Genomic DNA, 17983 nt, shown 5'->3' on the forward strand with positions numbered 1-17983 from the left:
CATATTTGCGTCTCGTCGTTAGCTTTCGGTTGAACGACCATCGCCCGAACGGCGCAGAAGACGAGACGCAAATATGCGTCTCTACCTCGACCGTCCATCGTTTGAGAAACCGCTCTAACTTTTAACCCTCAACTTCCAACTGACGACTGGCTTCCCCTCCCCACCGGGAAGGGGCAACGGGTGGCGGGGCAACGGGTGGCGGGGCAACGGGTTGGTGGAGGAGTGCTTGTCGTTAGCGCCAGGGCGGCGGCTACCTGCGCAGCTGGGTGGGGCTCACGCCGAACTTCTTCTTAAAGGCCGCGCTGAAGTGCTGCACCGAGGAGTAGCCCAGTTCGAAAGCCAACTCGCTGGCCGTTTTTTGGCGCTCTTGCAGCTGAGCATTGGCGTCGGCCAGCCGGTGCTCGCTGAGGTAGCCAAACACGGTGTGGCCGAACAGCTCCTTGAAGCCGGTTTTCAACTTGAACTCGTTGAGGCCCGCCACGCGGGCCAGCTCCGGCAGGCTGGGCGGCAGGGCCCGGTGCTCCAGCAAAAAGTCGCGGGCGAAGAGCAGCCGCTCCCGGTCGTACTCCGTGCGCACGTAGCGGCGCGGGGTTTGGCCGTGCTGCTCGGTGGCGTGGGCCTGCCAGGCCACCAGCTCAATGGCCTTGGCGTAGAGGAACAGCTTCTTCAGCGGCCCGGCCAAGCGGCAGCCCAGCACCTCGCGGATGGCCGTATGCAAGGCCAGCGAAAGCGGCAACCCGTGCGGGCTAAGCAGCAGCTCTTCGCCCCGCAGCACGGCGGCGCAGAAGCGGCGCAGCGGCTCGGTGGCCTGCTGGGCCAAGGCCAAAAAAACGGGCTTGCTGAACTGCAGGCTGAAGGTTTCCGACTCCAGCTCCTCGTGGCGGATGAGGCCCTCGAACCCCCGGTAGTAGGACAGGTTGTGCTCCGCGCTGGCCAGGTGGACCACGGCGCCGGTCCGGTGGTTTTCCAGGGCGGTGCGGCCGCGCAGGTTGAAGTGCAGGTGCACCGCTTCCCGGTCGGTGCGCCACTGGGCAGCGAAAGGCTCGTGGTAACGCCAGCGGGCGTAGTTCATGTGGATGCCCGCCATGTACCAGTGCGCCATGTAGCCCGTGCCGGTGGGCAATTCCATTTCCTGGGCCTGCTCCACCAGGTCGGCCAGGAGCCAATCGTTGGCCGGGTCGCTGTTGTGGGGCAGCGGGGGAAGGGGCTCGCCAACATAATTTATTTCTAGCGGCATGGCGAAGGTGATTCAGGGAAATAAGAAGGCCATTTCCGGTCCGAGCACAGGCGGGGCCTGACCGCGGGACCCGAAGCCCAACCAGTGGCTTGTCTTCCGCAAAAGTCGGCCTTGCCCGCCTGGCACGTTTACAAAAAACGACATTCGGCTTACAGGTCCGGGATTATTCTCGGGCTACTGGTCACCGGCTCCCGCAGGTGTACACAAGGCTCCGGCAGCTGTAATCTAGGCGATGTCAGGCAGTTGGAATTTTGTATCGGCCCCGGCGCTCTTCGTCACGGGCCGCATGCTTATGTCCGAAGTCGAAGTATTCCAAACCAACGTAGCCACCCGCCGCACGGCCGCTTTGCTGCTGCGACACCTGCGGGTGCGCTTCCCGGCCCGGCCTACCGCATCACCTTCGACCTGACCGACTGCGACCGGGTGCTGCGGGTGGAGAGCCCCGACGGCCCGCCCGATGCCCGCGCCGTGGCCGCGCTGCTACAAGCCCACGGCTTCGCCTGTACACCATTGCCTGATTAATTCATTTTCCTCTTCATGTTTTCTTTCAAACAACTCCGCCAGATGATGCAACTCCAAGGCAACGGCACCCTCGCGGTGCGCACGCAACCAGTCAGCTCCTTTACCCGCCTGCACCTGAGCGTGCACGGCACGGTGGAGCTGCGCCACGGCAGCGAAGAAAAAGTCGTCATTGAAACCGACGACAACCTGCTCGATTCCGTGGCCACCTACAACGCCGGCCAGACCTTGTACGTGACCACCGAAAACAAGCTCCGGCAACCGGCCTACTCGCGGCTCCGGGTGGTGGTGTACCTGCGCCAGCTACAGCACCTCGACATTGCCAACTACGGCCCCGTGGTGTGCCCCGAGCCCCTGCGAGCCATCGAACCGCTCGACGTCCGCATCCAGTCATTCGGCGACACCCAACTACTGTTCCAGGCCGACGTGCTCAACCTGCACTCCGCTTGTGCGGGCCGTGTGACGGTGGCGGGCACGGCCGGACAGGTATTAATCAATAATAAGTCTGAAGGGGAGCTGGACTGCCGTGACCTGGTGGCCCAGCACCTCAAGCTGGTCAACATGGGCGTGGGGAACGTGCGGGTACGCGCCGAGCAAACCATTCGCATTCAGCACCGCGGGGTGGGCTTTGTGCACTACGCCGGGTCCGCGCGGCTGCTCGACGTGCAGCAGAACGGCGCAGGCGAGGTGAAACACGTCGAGTAGCTGCGAGCAGCTTGGGCAGTCAGTCAAGGCCGACCGGCTGCTGGTCTCATGCAACGCCAAAAAACTTTCGCCTTCCGCGTAGGGGTGCCCCGCCCGTCAGGTATCTACCCTTCAAACCCAATGAGCTGCTTTATGAGACAATCCTTCTTTCTGCTGACGGCTACGGCCGGGTGGCTGGCCCTCGCGCCGGCCCCCGCCGCTGCTCAAACCTTGCCCGGTGCCGCCCCGCCGCCCGCGGCGCGCCCGGCGGGCCCCAACGTGACGGTGAGCGGCTACCTGCGCGACGAAGCCACCGGCGAGGCCCTGATTGGGGCCACCGTATTCATCAAAAGCCTGGGCGCGGGCGCCACCGCCAACGAGTATGGCTTCTACTCGCTCACCCTGCCGCGGGGGCGCTACACCCTCACCTACACCTACGTGGGCTTCGCGCCCCGCGAGGAAACGCTGGAGCTGACGGCCAGCCGCACGAACTCGGTGAAGCTGGCCGCGCAAGGCGTGGAAACGGCCGAAGTGGTGGTGCTGGGCCAGGCGCCCGACCAGAACGTGCGCAGCGTGGAAACCGGCGTGAGCCGCCTCGACGCCCGCGCCATCAAGCTGGTGCCGGCCCTGCTGGGCGAGGCCGACGTGGTGCGGGCCATTCAACTGCTGCCGGGCGTGAGCACGGTGGGCGAGGGCGCCACCGGCTTCAACGTGCGCGGCGGGGGCGTCGACCAGAACCTGATACTGATGGACGAGGCGCCGGTGTACAACTCCTCGCACCTGTTTGGGCTGTTCTCGGTGTTCAACCCCGACGCCGTGCGCGACGTGAAGCTGGTGAAGGGCGGCGTGCCGGCGGCCTACGGCGGGCGGCTGTCGTCGCTGCTCGATATTCGGATGAAGGACGGCAACTCGCAGCGGCTCACCGCCACCGGCGGGCTGGGGTTGGTGAGCAGCCGGCTGGCCGTGGAGGCGCCCATTGTGAAGGACAAAAGCTCGTTCATCGTGGCCGGGCGGCGTTCCTACGCCGACGTGTTTCTGAAGCTGGTGCCCGAGCAGAAGGACAACCAGGCGTACTTCTACGACCTTTCGGCCAAGGCCAACTACACGCTGGGCGAGCGCGACCGGCTGTTCTTGTCGGGCTACTTCGGGCGCGACGTGTTCAAGTTTGGCAACCTGTTTCAGAACAACTGGGGCAATCAGACCGGCACCCTGCGCTGGAACCACGTGTTCAACAACCGCTTGTTTATGAACGTGACCACGCTGGCCAGCCGCTACGGCTACGGCTTGGGCGTGCCCAGCGGCACCCAGGGCTTCGAGTGGAAGTCCAACATCACCGATTACAGCGGCAAGGCCGACTTCGAGTTTTTCCGCAGCCCCCAAAGCACGCTGCACTTCGGGGCCAGCAGCATTTTCTACTCGTTTGAGCCCGGCCGGGTGGTGCCCACGCAGGCCACGTCCATCTTCCGCGAGCTGCGCCTGCAGCGGCAGCGGGCCACCGAGTGGGCCGCGTACCTGGACGAGGAGCGCAGCTTCGGGCCGGCGTTTTCGGTGCAGTACGGGCTGCGGGCCACCCTGTTCGAGAACACCAGCACGGGCACGTTCTACGACTACGCCGGGGAGCTGGGCAAGCAGCTCACGCCCCTGAACCCCCGCACCTACGGCGGCGGCCAGCGGGTGGGCAGCTACTTCAACCTGGAGCCCCGCCTCTCGGCCCGCTACGCGCTGAGCGAGAGCAGCTCGCTCAAGGCCAGCTACAACCGCATGGTGCAGAACCTGCACCTCATCAGCAACACCACGGCCGCCACGCCGCTCGACGTGTGGCTGCCCAGCACCCGCAACGTGCGCCCCGAGCACGCCGACCAGGTGAGCCTGGGCTACTTCCGCAACTTCCAGCGCAACGCCTACGAGACGTCGGTGGAGGTGTTTGGCAAGCAGATGGACAACCAGATTGACTACGTGGCCGGGGCCAACACCCTGCTCAACGCCCAGCTCGAAGCCGAGCTGCTCTACGGCCGGGGCCGGGCCTACGGGGCTGAATTCTACGCGAAGAAGAACGACGGGCCCCTTACCGGCTGGCTGAGCTACACGCTGAGCCGCTCGGAGCGCCGCATTGACGGCATCAACCAGAACCGGTGGTACGCCAACAAGTACGACAAAACCCACGTGCTGGCCCTGGTGGGCATGTACGAGGTGTCGGACCGGCTCACACTGTCGTCCACGTTCAGCTACAGCACCGGCGTGGCCACCACCGTGCCCGACTCGCGCTACGTGTACCAGGGCCTGGTGGTGCCCAACGTGAACGGCGACGTGCGCAACAACTACCGCGTGCCCGCCTACCACCGCCTCGACCTGGCCGCCACCCTCAAAAACCGGCCCCGCCCCGAGCGCCGCTGGCAGGGCTCCTGGACGTTCAGCCTCTACAACGCCTACGGCCGCCGCAACGCCTTCGGCATCTATTTCCGCCAGAACGAGGACAACCCGGCCCGCACCGAGGCCGTGCGCCTGTCGGTGTTTGGCACGGTGCTGCCCAGCGCCACCTACAACTTCACGTTTTAAACGAGTTAAAAGTTAAAAGTGAAGAGTTAAAAATCAACCGTGTTTTAACTCTTCACTTTTAACTTTTAACTTAATCCGCCCCACTTTATGAACCGCTTCCTCCTGTTTATCCTCGCCGCCTTCAGCCTCAGCTCCTGCCTCGACGTGGTGCCGCTCGACGTGCCCAAGGCCCAGCCGCTGCTGGCCGTGGACGGCTACATCACGGACCAGAACGTTCCCGCGGTCGTCACACTGACCCTCACCCAGGCGTACTTCAACGAAGCTGCTCTGCCGCCGGTGCTCGGCGCGGCCCTCACCCTGACCGACGACCTGGGCAGCAGCGACGTGCTCCGGGAAGTGAGCCCCGGCCAGTACCGCGGCGGCGGCACCGTGCGCGGGCGCATTGGCGGGCGCTACACCCTCACCATCGTGGCCGACGGCCAGACCTACCGTGCCGAAACCGAAATCCGCCGCACGCCGCCCATCGACAGCATCGGGTTGGAATTTAAGGCCCAACAAGTCGGCTACGACGAGGGCTACTACGCCCTCTACAACGGCCCCGAGCTGCCCGGCGTGGGCGACTACTACCGCTTCCGGGTGTACAAGAACGGGGGCCTGCTCAACAAGCCCGATGACCTCATCCTCACCAACGACGAGCTGGTGGACGGCAACTACATCGGCGGCGTGGAGCTGAACGAAGACCCGCTCAAACCCGGCGACAAGCTCAAGGTCGAGCTGCTCTCGATTCCGCGCGACTACTTCTATTTCCTGAACGAGGTGGCCACCCAGATTAATAATGTGGGGCTGTTTGCCACCAGCCCGGCCAACGTCCGCACCAACGTCCGCAACACCCAGGCCGGCTCCGATAAAACGGCCGTGGGCTACTTTGCCGGCTACACCGTGCGGGCCGATTCGGTGGTGGTGCGCTAGCAAGCGGGAAATCAGCCGTACTTGCCGTTGGTTCCGACTCTTTGAGTAGAGTAGTTAGTCGAAAGTAATAGGCAGCAGACCTCCGGCGAAAGACTGCTGAATGGCCTTTTATGCGCATCTTATGCGCATCGCGAAGTGCGAAAACGCAGCAGGGGCGGGGCTCGCCCCCGCCCGTCGTCCGCGCCCACGCACCGATTTCGTTCACCCCCGGGCGGGGGCGAGCCCCGCCCCCTACTGCGGGACGGGTACAGCATTTCGTTATTTACCCCCTGAACCCTTACCTGGTCCTCACATTTCAGCCATGCCCCGCCGCTACTCTGAACCGGATGATGCGCCCTGGGCCCTGTTGGCGCAGCACCTGGCCGCCGAAACCACGGCCGATGAGCAGGCCGCGCTGCGCCGCTGGCTGCGCGCCGACCCTCGCCACCTGCAAATCCTGACCACCGTGACCCGCGCCTGGGAGCGCGCCGGGGAGGCCGCGCCGGCTCCGCCGCTGTTTTCGGCGCAGGATGTGGAAGCCGCCTGGCAGCGCTTCCGACCGCTAATGGCTTCGCCTGCGAACGTGGAGCGCTTAGCCACCACGTCCTCGACCACGGTGCGGCCGTTGTGGCCGCCCGCCGCCTGGGCGCCGGCGCTGCGGCTAGCGGCGGGCGTGGTTCTGGTGGCCGGCACCGCGTATGCGCTCACGGTCGGGCGCGTTTTCGAGGCCCGGCCCGGGCCGGCCGGCAGCTACGCCAGCGGCGCCCAGCGGCGGTTTGTGCGGCTGCCCGACGGCAGCGGGGCCTGGCTCAACGCGCGCTCGCGCCTGCACTACGCCAGCGCGCGCGCCGGGGAAGCGCGCCGGGTGCAGCTCACGGGCGAGGCCTACTTTGAGGTGAAGCCCGCCGCCGGCCGGCCTTTTGAAGTGAGCACGGCCACGGCCCGCGTGCGGGTGGCGGGCACGGCTTTCAACGTGCGGGCCTACGCCGCCGAAGACTCGGTGGAAGTGAGCGTGACCCACGGCCGCGTGTGGCTGGCCCGCCTCGCCGCACCCGACAGCGTGCTGCTCACGGCCCGCACCCGCGCCGCCCTGCACGCGGCCGACGCCCCCGGCCTCGTGCCCGCCGCCCTGCGCGCGGCTCCCGCTCCGAGTGCCAATTTCCGCGCCTGGCAAACCGACACCCTGCGCTTTGTCGATGCGCCGGTGCCGCAGGTAGCCCAGGCCCTGCGGGCCACTTTTGGCACCCGGCTCACCCTGCGCGGGGCCGGGCTGGAGCAGTGCCGGTTCACGGGTACTTTTGCCCGGCCGCGGCCGGCCCAGGTGCTGGCCGTGCTGCAAGTGGCTACCGGGGCCTCGCTGCGGGCCACCGGCCCCGGGCGCTACACTCTGAGCGGCAGCGGGTGCGCCACCGCTCCCAGCCCGGCGGTCAGCCCGCCGGCTAACTGACAAGCCGATGCCGCTATTTCGCCGCTTGATTCGCACTGGGCTGTGCTGCCTGGCCCTGGCCGGCGGGGTGGTGAACCGCCCGGCCCGGGGGCAGCCGTCCGACCCGCTCGCCCTCAACCGGCCCGTGCGCCTCCCTACCGGGTGGGTTACCCTCGCCCACGTGCTGGACGAAGCCTCGCGCCAAAGCAAAGTTTCCATCTCCTACAGCAGCACCCGCCTGGCTACCTCGCGCCGGGTGTACCTGCCCGCCGGGCCACCCCGGCCCTTGCGCGCAGTGCTGTCCGATGTATTGGGCGCGCAGCACATTGACTACGGCCTGCTGAGTGGGCAAGTGGTGCTATGGCCGGCCCGACAAGTAACCCCGCCGGGCGTCACGAACCTGAACGGGCGCCCCACACCGGCCGAAGCAGGGATGGGCCGGGCCGGGCCAGCGCGGCCGCCAGCCGCCCCCGTGGACCGCCCAGCAGCAAACCCGGCAGCTTTGGCCCGGGCCCAGATGAGCAGCACCGTAACATCGGCCAGCGAGGCCGGCTCCGCCACGGCGCCCAGGGGGGCCGCCGCGCCGCGGGGTGTTTTGGGGCGGTCCGGCCGGGGACTACCCTGGCGGCCAGCGGCGGGGGTTCCCGGAAAGGTGCGCGCTGCTGCTGCGGTCGTCCCCGCCGTGGCGGCTTCCCGGTCAATGCGGGCTAGCCGGTCGGTCGACCGCTCGGCATACCAAGCGGGCAAGCGGGCAGGAGTGGCGAAATCGGGGATGGCACCAGCTGCGGGGACAACTGGCACGGCCCCGGCATCTGGCGCTGCGTCGGCAACCGGGGCCGGTCTGCCCGCGCGCGCGGGGGTGGCGGTACCCGAACTGACGGCGCTGGTGGTGCGGGCCGTGGTGGAACCCGGCCGCTTGCCTGGGGTGATGCCTCTGGCCCCGCTGCCGGCGTCTGCGGCCACGCGGGTAGCAAACACGCGCCGCCTGGCTCAGGTGGGGTTGGTGTATCCGCTCAGCACCAACGGCCGGGCCAACGCGCGAACCATTAACGGCGTCTCCGTGAACCTACTGGCTGGCTACGCGGCCGGGGTGCGCGCGGTAGAAGTCGGGGGCCTGGTGAACGTGGTGCGCGACTCGGTGCGCGGCTTTCAGGCGGCGGGCCTGCTCAACGTGACGGGCACGGGGGTGCGCGGGGTGCAGCTGGCGGGCCTGGCCAACCTGACCGGCGGCGCCGTGTCCGGGTTGCAGGGGGCGGGCCTGCTCAACGCGGTGCGGGACGACGCCCGTGGCATTCACGTGGCCGGCTTGCTCAATGTGGCCGGCGGCGCGGGCCGCGCCACCTCCCGGCCCGACCAACCCACGCGGGTGCGCCGCTGGCTGGGCCAGCCCCGCCGCCTGGCTACCGACCCGCTGGCGCAGCTGCCCGCGGCGCCCTCCACTGCCGCGCCCGGGCCGGTGGTGCAAGTCGCCGGACTGGCCAACCTCACCGGTATGGATGTGCAGGGCTTGCAAACGGCGTCCGTTCTCAACGTGGCCCGCCGGGTGCGGGGCGTGCAGTTCGGCCTCGTAAACGTGGCCCGGCATGTGCGCGGGGTGCAGTTCGGCCTCATCAACGTGGCCGATTCGGTGGACGGCGTGGCGCTGGGTCTCGTCAACATCGTGCGGCACGGCTACTTAAAGGGCGAGGTCTGGGCCAGCGAGTCGCTGCCGCTCAACGCCGTGGTCAAGCTCGGGGTGCGCCGCTACTACACCGTCCTCGGCGCTGCCGCCGAGCCTTTCGGCAACCGCGTGCAGTGGGCCGCGGGCTTCGGCATCGGGACGGCGGGCCGGCCCCGTGGCCGGTTCACCCTCAGCCTCGACGTCGTGCAGTGGACCCTGGCCGGCAGCTCCGACGACTTTGCCGAGCAGACCGACGCCCGCTTGCTCACCCAGCTGCGCCCGGCCCTGGCCTGGCAAATCGAGCGCGAAGGCCACCTGCAGCTCGTGGTAGCGCCCACCCTGAACCTGGCCATCGCCTGGCGCAACGACGGGCAACCCGCCTGGGACTTCGGCGCCAACCAACTGCTGTTCATCGACACGGCCGGCGGGCAGTCGCGCACCCGCCTATGGCCGGGCCTGCAGGTGGGACTGCGGTTCTAGCGCGGGCTGATTTCAAGCCGGCTCGTGCAGTTACAAGCCGGCGATGTAGTGAAAATCCTTGCGGTTGAGCGTGAACAGCGGCAGGCGGTGGTGCAGCGCGGTAGCAGCAATCAGGGCGTCGGTGAAGCTCAGGCAATGGCTCAACGTGTACTTGACCAGTAAGTCGCTGGTAAGTTGACTAATCGCAGGTGTCAGCGGTAACACCTCCAGCAATTGCAGGTCCTGCCGAATTTTTTGCAGGTCCGCTCTGTTCAGCGCGCCCACAATCAGTTCAGCCTCTGTTGCAGCACTGATGATAAAACCATTGGGCACAAAAACCTGAAGATGCCGGAGCATCAACGGATTTTTCTTCCAAAATTCAATAATGATGTTGGTATCGAGTAGCGCCCGCATTAACTGCCGCTGTTGCCCCGGCGGGCTGCTCGTTCGCGCAATTCATCGGCGTCAAGGGTACGTCCTTCCCACTGCCCGGCGGTGAGTAGGAAACGACGGGCCTTTTCTTCGGGAGTCAGATTTTGTGTTCTGCTGCTTTGCGCCCGCACCCGCTCGGCCCGCACCAAGTCAAAGTGACTCAGCAACTCCATCACCAGGTCGAGCTTGCTCTGGTCAGCCACCGTCAGTAAAATTTGCTCTTCGGCGGGTTGGGGCTGGGAGGGATTCATGGCAGGCAACGGGGTAGGTGGTGAAGCGGTAGCGCGAACTACTAGCTGCGCGCTAAAACGTAACAGCGTGGGACCGGACGGTCTGGCTGCTTAAGCCTTTGCGGCAGCTTTGGGCTTGGCAACGGGCTTCTTGGCCGTGGTTGCTTTTTTCTTGGCAGTGGCCTTTTTGGCCGCTGGCTTCTTGGCCGGAGCGGCTTTCTTGGCGGGCGTGTCGGCCTTTTCCTCCTTGGCGGCGGGCGCGGCTTTCTTGGCGAAGCGGCCGCCCTTGGCGGGCTTGTCAGGCGTGGCGTCGGCCAGCTCCTGGCAGCGGGCCAAAGTCAGCTCGGTGGGCTCCTCGCCCTTGGGAATCTTCACGTTCTTCTTGCCCGCCACGATGTAGGGACCGAACCGCCCGTTCAGCACCTGAATGTCGGGGTTCTCGGGGAAGGCCTTGATGAGGCGCTCGGCGTCGGTTTTGCGCTTCAGCTCAATCAGGGCCACGCCCTCCTCGGCGGTGATGGTGTGCGGGTCCTGCTCCTTGGTAAGGGAGAAAAACTTGCCGTCGTGGCGAACGTAGGGGCCGAAGCGACCCAGGTTGGCCGTCATGTCCTTGTCCTCGAACTGGCCCACGATGCGCGGCAGCTTGAACAGCTCCAACGCTTCCTCCAGGGTGATGCTCTCGATGAACTGGCCTTTGCGCAGGTTGGCGTAGGCGGGCTTGGTTTCGCCCTCGGTGTCGCCCAGGGCCACGTAAGGGCCGTATTTGCCCAGGCGGGCCGAAATCCGCTCGCCCGTTTCGGGGTGCGCGCCCAGCTCGCGGGTGCCGCCCACCGTGCTGCGGTCGATGTCCTGCCCGGCCTCGATGGTGGCGTGGAACTTGCCGTAAAAGCCGGTCAGCATCTGGGTCCAGTCCTCGTGGCCGTTGGCAATCTGGTCGAATTCGTCCTCCACTTTGGCCGTGAACTGATAGTCCACGATGACCGGGAAGTGGGCCACCAGAAAGTCGTTGACCACCATGGCCGTGTCGGTGGGGAAGAGCTTGGCTTTCTCGGCGCCGTAGTTCTCGGTTTTCACCTCGGTCTGCACCGCCGGGCCGTCCAGGGTCAGCACGTGAAACTTGCGCTCCTTGCCTTCGCGGGTGTCCTTTTCCACGTAGCCGCGCTTCTGCACCGTGCTGATGGTGGGGGCGTAAGTCGAAGGCCGGCCGATGCCCATTTCCTCCAGTTTTTTCACCAGCGACGCCTCAGTGTAGCGGGCCGGGGGCGCCGAAAACCGCTCCGTGGCGCTCAGGCGCTGCAAGGGCAGGTCCTGGCCCACGGCCAGCGGCGGCAGGCCGCGCGAAAAGCTCGACTCGCCGTCCTTGGCGTCGTCCTCGTCCTCGTCGTCCTTGCTTTCGGCGTACACTTTCAGGAAGCCCTCGAAGGTGATGACCTCGCCCGTGGCCGCCAGCACCACGCCCGGCTGCGTGCTGATGCCAATCACCGCCGTCGTCCGCTCAATCACGGCCTCGGCCATCTGCGAAGCCATGGCCCGCTTGCGGATGAGGTCGTAGAGCCGTTGCTCCGAAGAATCCGACCCGGCTTTCAGCAGGGCAAAATCGGTGGGCCGGATGGCTTCGTGGGCTTCCTGGGCGCTGGCCGACTTGGTTTTGAAGGTGCGGGCGTGGTGATATTCGGCACCGTACGCGGCCGTGATGGCCGTCTGCGCGCCCGTCATGGCCTCGCCCGACAGGTTCACCGAGTCAGTGCGCATGTAGCTGATTTTGCCGGCTTCGTAGAGCTTCTGGGCCACGCTCATGGTTTGGGCCACCGAGAAGCCCAGCTTGCGCGAGGCTTCCTGCTGCAAGGTGGAGGTGGTGAAGGGCGCGGCCGGGCTGCGCTTGCCGGGCTTCTTGTCCAGGCTCTCAATCTGGTACGACGCGCCCACGCAGCGCGCCAAAAACGCCTCGGCTTCGGTCCGCACCTTATAACGAGTGGGCAGCTCGGCTTCCAACACGGCGCCGCGGCCGGCGTCGAAGCGGGCCACGATGCGGTAGGCGCTGGCGCTCAAGTGGCTGGCTACTTCGCGCTCGCGCTCCACCACCAAGCGCACGGCCACGCTCTGCACCCGGCCGGCGCTCAGGCCGGGCTTCACTTTCTTCCACAGAACGGGGCTCAGCTCGAAGCCCACGAGGCGGTCGAGCACGCGGCGGGCCTGCTGGGCATTCACCAGGTTCTGGTCCACCTCGCGCGGGTTGGCAATGGCGCCGAGGATGGCGTTTTTGGTGATTTCGCGGAACACGATGCGCCGGGTTTTGGCCAGGGGCAGGTTCAGGGTTTCGGCCAGGTGCCAGCTGATGGCTTCGCCCTCGCGGTCGTCATCACTGGCCAGCCACACGGTCTCGGCTTCCTTCGAGAGCTTCTTGAGCTGCGCAATTAACTCGCGTTTGTCGGCCGACACCACGTAGGTGGGCTTGAAGCCGTTGGCAATGTCGATGGCGTTGTTATCCTTGGGCAGGTCGCGCACGTGGCCGTAGCTGGAGCGCACCACGAAGTCCTGGCCGAGGTAGCCTTCAATGGTTTTGGCCTTGGCCGGCGACTCGACGATAACTAAATTCTTGACCATGTGGGCGGGAAAGGGGGGGCGGCCGGCTGGGGTGGACCGTCGAACGTGAAACGGCCAGCCGTGGCGAAATGTTAAAATAGGCCGCAAAGATGCCGGAATATTCCCGGCGGCGGCGCACGGCGCGCGAATTCGGCCGCACTCAGGCCCGCCCAGCAGGCCGACGGGACCAACTGGTTCCTGGCGTTTTTGCCCGGCGCACCTTTGATTATTCGCAGCCAAACGCCGTACTTCGCCTTTCGTTTGCGTCCTTCTTTCATCCGATTTGATACCTATATTATATGGCTTCCCCCAAGACTGCGCAACCCAAGCCTCGGCGGGCCCCCGCGGTGACTACAACGGATGATGCTACCGGCGGAATGCCGGACTCCGGCGCCGTTTCGTCCCTGGATGTCGTTCGGACCAACAACGACCTGACCCGCAAAAAAGGCGGCGAGCGCGGCTCGGTTGACACCCAGGACCCCGGCTACGTCAACGACCAGCTCAACCGCGTGCTCTTCGCGCTCGACGCCTTCAAAAAGGGCGACGTGTCGGTGCGGCTGACCAAGCAGAACGACGACATTTTTGCCGAAATCGCCGAAGCCTACAATTCCATGGTGGAAATGATTGGCGGGGTGGGCGGCGAGGTGTCGCGCATTTCGAAGGTGGCCGGGGTGGAGGGCAACCTCAAGGCCCGGGCTTCGGCCGACGGCGCCGCCGGCTTCTGGCGCGACATGGTCAACAACATCAACGGCCTGGTGGACAGCATCGCCGTGCCGGTTTTGGAGGTAGGCAAGGTGCTCAAGAACATCAGCCGCGGCAACCTGGACGAGAGCTTTCAGATTCCGGTGTCGGGCGACTTCAAGCTGATGGCCGAAACCATCAATAAGACCATCGACAACCTGAACATCTTCGCCGGCGAGGTGACGCGGGTGGCCCAGGAGGTGGGCACCGAGGGCCGCCTCGGCGGGCAGGCCAGCGTGCCCAACGTGGGCGGCATCTGGAAGGACCTGACGGACAACGTGAACAACATGGCCAGCAACCTGACCTCTCAGGTGCGCGACATCGCCAACGTGGCCACGGCCGTGGCCAAGGGCGACCTGACGCAGAAGGTGACGGTGGACGTGAAGGGCGAGTTTTTGCAGCTCAAGCAGAACCTGAACCAGATGGTGGACTCGCTCAACCTGTTCGCCGGCGAGGTGACGCGCGTGGCCCAGGAGGTGGGCACCGAGGGCAAGCTCGGCGGGCAGGCCAGCGTGCCCAACGTGGCCGGCGTGTGGAAAGCCCTGACCGACAACGTAAACGACATGGCCGCGGCCCTCACCTCGCAGGTGCGCGACATTGCCAACGTGGCCACCGCCGTGGCCCGCGGCGACCTGAGCCAGAAGATGACCGTGAACGTGAAAGGCGAAATTCTGGAGCTGAAGAACATCCTCAACCAGATGGTGGACTCGCTCAACATTTTTGGCGACGAGGTGACCCGGGTGGCCCGCGAGGTGGGCACAGAGGGCAAGCTCGGCGGCCAGGCCGTGGTGCCCCGCGTGGGCGGGACCTGGAAGGAGCTGACGGACAACGTGAACACGATGGCCTCGAACCTGACCAGTCAGGTGCGGGACATCGCCAACGTGGCCACCGCCGTGTCGAAAGGTGACCTGAGCCAGAAAATCACGGTCGATGTAAAAGGCGAGCTGCTGGATTTGAAGGACAACCTGAACCAGATGGTGGACTCGCTCAACATCTTCGCCGGCGAAGTAACCCGGGTGGCCCGCGAGGTAGGCACTGAGGGTATCCTGGGCGGGCAGGCCAACGTGCCCCGCGTGAGCGGCACCTGGAAAGACCTGACGGACAACGTGAACACGATGGCCTCGAACCTGACCTCTCAGATGCGCGACATCGCCAACGTGGCCACCGCGGTAGCCAAGGGCGACCTGAGCCAGAAAATCACCGTTAACGTGCGCGGCGAGCTGCTGCAGCTCAAGGAAAACCTCAACGAAATGGTGGACTCGCTGAATACCTTCGGTGACGAGGTGACCCGGGTAGCCCGCGAAGTAGGCACCGAAGGCAAGCTGGGCGGCCAGGCCAAGGTGCCAAATGTTCGGGGAACGTGGAAAGACCTGACCGACAATGTGAACACGATGGCCAGCAACCTGACGAGTCAGGTGCGCGACATCGCCAACGTGGCCACCGCCGTGTCGCGCGGCGACCTGAGCCAGAAGGTGTCGGTAAACGTCAACGGCGAGCTGCTCGACCTGAAGGACAACCTGAACCGCATGGTGGACTCGCTCAACATCTTCGCCGGCGAGGTGACCCGGGTGGCCCAGGAGGTGGGCACCGAGGGCAAGCTCGGCGGGCAGGCCAGCGTGCCCAACGTGGCCGGCGTGTGGAAAGAGCTGACCGACAACGTGAACTACATGGCCTCCAACCTCACCACCCAGGTGCGGGGCCTGGTGAAGGTGGTAACGGCGGTGTCGAAGGGTGACCTGACCCAGAAGCTGACCCTGCAAGCCAAGGGCGAAGTGGCCGAGCTGGCCGACACCATCAACCGCATGGTGGACGACCTCAACCGCCTCGCCGTGGAAGTCAGCCGGGTGGCCAAGGTGGCCGGCGTGGAAGGCAAGCTCACCGAGCGGGCCACCGTAGGCGGCGTGTCGGGCTCCTGGAAAGAGCTGGTGGACACGCTCAACGCCCTGCTCGAATCCATCGCCTCGCCGGTGCTGGAGGTGAGCCGGGTGGTGCGCGCCATCTCGGAAGGCGACCTGACCCAGCGCGTGGAAGTGCCCACCACGGGCGACATCCTGGCCATGTCGAGCGCGTTGAACCTGGCCGTGGAAAACCTGAACGAGCTGCTCGGTGAAATCAACGACTCGTCGCAGGTCGTGGGTACGTCGTCGGAAGAAATGGCCGGCAAAGGCCAGGAGATGAGTCGCGTGACCGTCGACGTGGCCCTGGCCATGCAGCAGATGGCCGAGGGCGCCCAGAACCAGGCCTTGAAAACCGACCAGGCCTTCAAACTGATTGAGGAAATCATGCAGGCCACCAAGGAAACGGCCAACAAGGCCGACGTGGTGAACAAAGCGGCCATCCTCGGTGAGCAGACTTCGCAGCTCGGTCTAAAAACGGTGGCGGAAGTGGTGAAGAACATGGAAGAAATATCCAGCGCCGCCGGCCAGACGGCCCGCACCATCGAAGTGCTGAGCACCCGCTCGGGCGAAATCAGCAAGTCGCTGGGCGTAATCACCGACATTGCCTCGCAAACCAACCTGCTGGCCCTGAACGCCGCCATCGAAGCCGCCCGCGCCGGGGAAGCCGGCCGGGGCTTTGCGGTGGTGGCCGAGGAAATTCGCAAGCTGGCCGAGGGCTCCCGCAAGTCGGCCAACGAAATTGCCACGCTGGTGGAGGACGTGCGGAAGGACACCACGTCGGCCGCCACGGCCATTTCGACCATGGAAGGCCGGGTGCTCAAGGGCAAGAACGCTACCTTTGAGGCCAGCTCGGCCTTCAAGAACATTGCCACCAGCAGCGGCGAAACGCTGCGCACTTCGCGCGACATTCTCACGGCCACCGAGGTGCAGAAAACTTCCATCGGCGACGTGGTGAAGTACGTGGAGGAAGTGGTGGCCATTGCCGAGCAGACGGCCACCGGCACCCAGCAGGTGGCCGGCACGGCCAAGCAGCTGAGCACCGCCATGCAGGAGCTGACCACCAGCTCCCAGCGCCTCACCGACATTGCCGACGACCTCCAGGCGGGCCTCGAAACCTTCCAGCTCAGCCCCTACGAGCCCGAGCCGGCACCACTGCCAGTGCGGCGCGGCCCCAGCGCCCGCGACACGTACCGCGCCCGCGAACCTCACGCTGCCGCGCCGCAAAACGGCATGGCCGCCCGCCACCTGCAAAACCGCGAAGAGCCCAAGCCGGCGGCGGTCGAGAACGGTCGTCGAAACGGAGTGACGCGCCGCAACGCGTCGCCCGAACCAGTGGCCCCGGCGCTGACTTTCCCACGTGAGCGGCCCAACCGCGCGACGCGTACCGTGGCCCCGGCGGCCCCGGCCCCGGCGCCCACCCGCCGCCCGGTGGACAAGCCCAATTCGAAAGCCAAAGCCGCGGAAAATGGCAACGGTTCCGACAATGGCCGGGTCGTTAAAGTGGCCGCTTCCAAAGCCAAGGCCAGGGCCAAATAATTTCTGACCACGCCTAGCCCTAGCCCATTACCGCCCGCCGCATGGCTGAGATTGAACTAGCAACCCCCGCCCCCAAACCCGAACGCGCCAAGCCGGCCGAGCTCGTGCAGCTCATCGTCTTTCGGCTCGGCGATGAGGATTACGGCATCCGCATTGAGCAGGTGAAGGAGGTGACGGTGACGCCCGAAGTGGCCCGCATGCCTAAAACGCCGCCTTTCATCAAGGGCATTGCCAACCTGCGCGGCGACATCATCGCCATCCTCGATTTAGAAGAGCGGTTCCGGCTGCGGCCGGTTGGCCGGGAATTGCCCGAGCGCACCTACACCGTGGCCGTGGAAGCGGCCGACTACACCCTGGGCCTGGTGGTGCGCGAAGTGCCCCGGCCGTTCACGCTGCCGCTCAGTCAGATTGAGCCGGCCCCTGAATTTGTGCAGGACGCCAGCGCCCGCGACAAATACCTCGAGGGCATCGCCAAGCTGCCCGACGGGGGCATCATCATCGTGCTCGACATGCGCAAGCTGCTAACGCCGAGCGAGGTGATGAAACTGCCGGGCAAAGAGACATCTTCGTAGGCCCCGCCCCGTACAATGCCTTGCCGGGCCGCATGGCTTGGTCGTTTCCCTGTTTTATTTCAATGCCAATCAATTTCATGAACAAGCGCATCCTCATCGTCGACGACTCATTTTACATGCGCACGATGCTCAAAAACATGCTCACCGATGCCGGGTACGAAGTCGTCGGCGAGGCCGCTAACGGCGCGCAGGCCCTGGAAATGGCCGCTTCAACCGCGCCCGACCTGATTACCCTCGACGTGATTCTGCCCGACAACACCGGGCTGGACGTGCTCAAGAGCCTGCGCCAAATCCAGCCCAGCTCCAAGGTGGTGATGTGCAGCGCCGTGGGGCAGGAAGTTATCGTGAACGAAGCCATTGAAAACGGGGCCCTGGCGTACATCGTCAAGCCCTTTTCGGAAGAGAAAGTATTGGAAATTGTGGGGGCCGCGCTGCAAAACGACGCCTCGGAACGGGCCGCGTAAGGTGCTGCCACAACGCCCCGTGGCCGTGCCCAAGCTCGTTGGAAACGACGGGCTGCTGCCGCGCACCCGCGGACGCAACAGGAGTGCACCGATGATGG

At 65.7% G+C, this 17983-nt stretch carries 12 protein-coding genes; 8 read left to right on the forward strand and 4 right to left on the reverse strand.

Translation table 11 applies throughout. The features are described 5' to 3' along the window. Positions 1–250: 250 nt before the first annotated feature. Positions 251–1237 carry an AraC family transcriptional regulator gene (locus RMO51_RS14810; RefSeq protein WP_310395864.1) on the reverse strand — a complete coding sequence of 329 codons (987 nt, stop codon included), beginning with the start codon at positions 1235–1237 and terminating at the stop codon, positions 251–253. A gap of 537 nt (positions 1238–1774) precedes the next feature. Here RMO51_RS14810 and RMO51_RS14815 point away from each other — a divergent pair. The 5 genes from RMO51_RS14815 (at position 1775) to RMO51_RS14835 (ending at position 9450) form a co-directional block, all read left to right on the forward strand. Further along, on the forward strand, positions 1775–2461 hold the full coding sequence (locus RMO51_RS14815) for a head GIN domain-containing protein (protein WP_310395866.1): 687 nt from the start codon (positions 1775–1777) through the stop codon (positions 2459–2461). Positions 2462–2593: 132 nt separating this feature from the next. Next, positions 2594–4996 (forward strand): TonB-dependent receptor, encoded by a 2403-nt coding sequence (locus tag RMO51_RS14820; RefSeq protein ID WP_310395868.1) that lies wholly within the window; start codon positions 2594–2596, stop codon positions 4994–4996. An 87-nt stretch (positions 4997–5083) separates the two neighbouring features. Next, positions 5084–5905: a DUF4249 domain-containing protein gene (locus RMO51_RS14825; RefSeq protein WP_310395869.1), complete on the forward strand. Its 822-nt coding sequence runs from the start codon at positions 5084–5086 to the stop codon at positions 5903–5905. Between the two features lie 301 nt (positions 5906–6206). Beyond that, the gene (locus RMO51_RS14830) at positions 6207–7331 is read left to right on the forward strand and encodes a FecR domain-containing protein (RefSeq protein WP_310395871.1); all 1125 of its coding nucleotides are present in this window, start codon (positions 6207–6209) and stop codon (positions 7329–7331) included. 7 nt (positions 7332–7338) lie between these two features. Further along, entirely contained in the window at positions 7339–9450 is a 2112-nt protein-coding gene (locus RMO51_RS14835) for a hypothetical protein (RefSeq protein ID WP_310395873.1), read from the forward strand. Positions 9451–9480: 30 nt separating this feature from the next. Here the strand turns inward: RMO51_RS14835 and RMO51_RS14840 are convergent, their stop codons facing one another. The 3 genes from RMO51_RS14840 to topA form a co-directional block, all read right to left on the reverse strand. After that, positions 9481–9843, reverse strand: a complete 363-nt coding sequence (locus RMO51_RS14840) for a type II toxin-antitoxin system VapC family toxin (protein WP_310395874.1) — start codon at positions 9841–9843, stop codon at positions 9481–9483. Continuing rightward, complete coding sequence (locus RMO51_RS14845) at positions 9843–10112, reverse strand: hypothetical protein (protein WP_310395875.1); 270 nt, start codon at positions 10110–10112, stop codon at positions 9843–9845. Before RMO51_RS14845 ends, RMO51_RS14840 begins: the two co-directional genes overlap by 1 nt. A gap of 90 nt (positions 10113–10202) precedes the next feature. After that, positions 10203–12695, reverse strand: a complete 2493-nt coding sequence (topA, locus tag RMO51_RS14850; RefSeq protein WP_310395877.1) for a type I DNA topoisomerase — start codon at positions 12693–12695, stop codon at positions 10203–10205. Positions 12696–13051: 356 nt separating this feature from the next. Here topA and RMO51_RS14855 point away from each other — a divergent pair, with 356 nt between their 5' ends. From RMO51_RS14855 to RMO51_RS14865, 3 genes are all read left to right on the forward strand, one after another. After that, positions 13052–16849 (forward strand): HAMP domain-containing protein, encoded by a 3798-nt coding sequence (locus RMO51_RS14855; protein WP_310395879.1) that lies wholly within the window; start codon positions 13052–13054, stop codon positions 16847–16849. Positions 16850–16890: 41 nt separating this feature from the next. Further along, on the forward strand, positions 16891–17421 hold the full coding sequence (locus tag RMO51_RS14860) for a chemotaxis protein CheW (RefSeq protein ID WP_310395880.1): 531 nt from the start codon (positions 16891–16893) through the stop codon (positions 17419–17421). 77 nt (positions 17422–17498) lie between these two features. Further along, positions 17499–17885, forward strand: a complete 387-nt coding sequence (locus RMO51_RS14865; RefSeq protein ID WP_409025049.1) for a response regulator — start codon at positions 17499–17501, stop codon at positions 17883–17885. Positions 17886–17983 lie beyond the last annotated feature (98 nt).

Source organism: Hymenobacter sp., from assembly GCF_031398885.1.
Lineage (GTDB): Bacteria > Bacteroidota > Bacteroidia > Cytophagales > Hymenobacteraceae > Hymenobacter.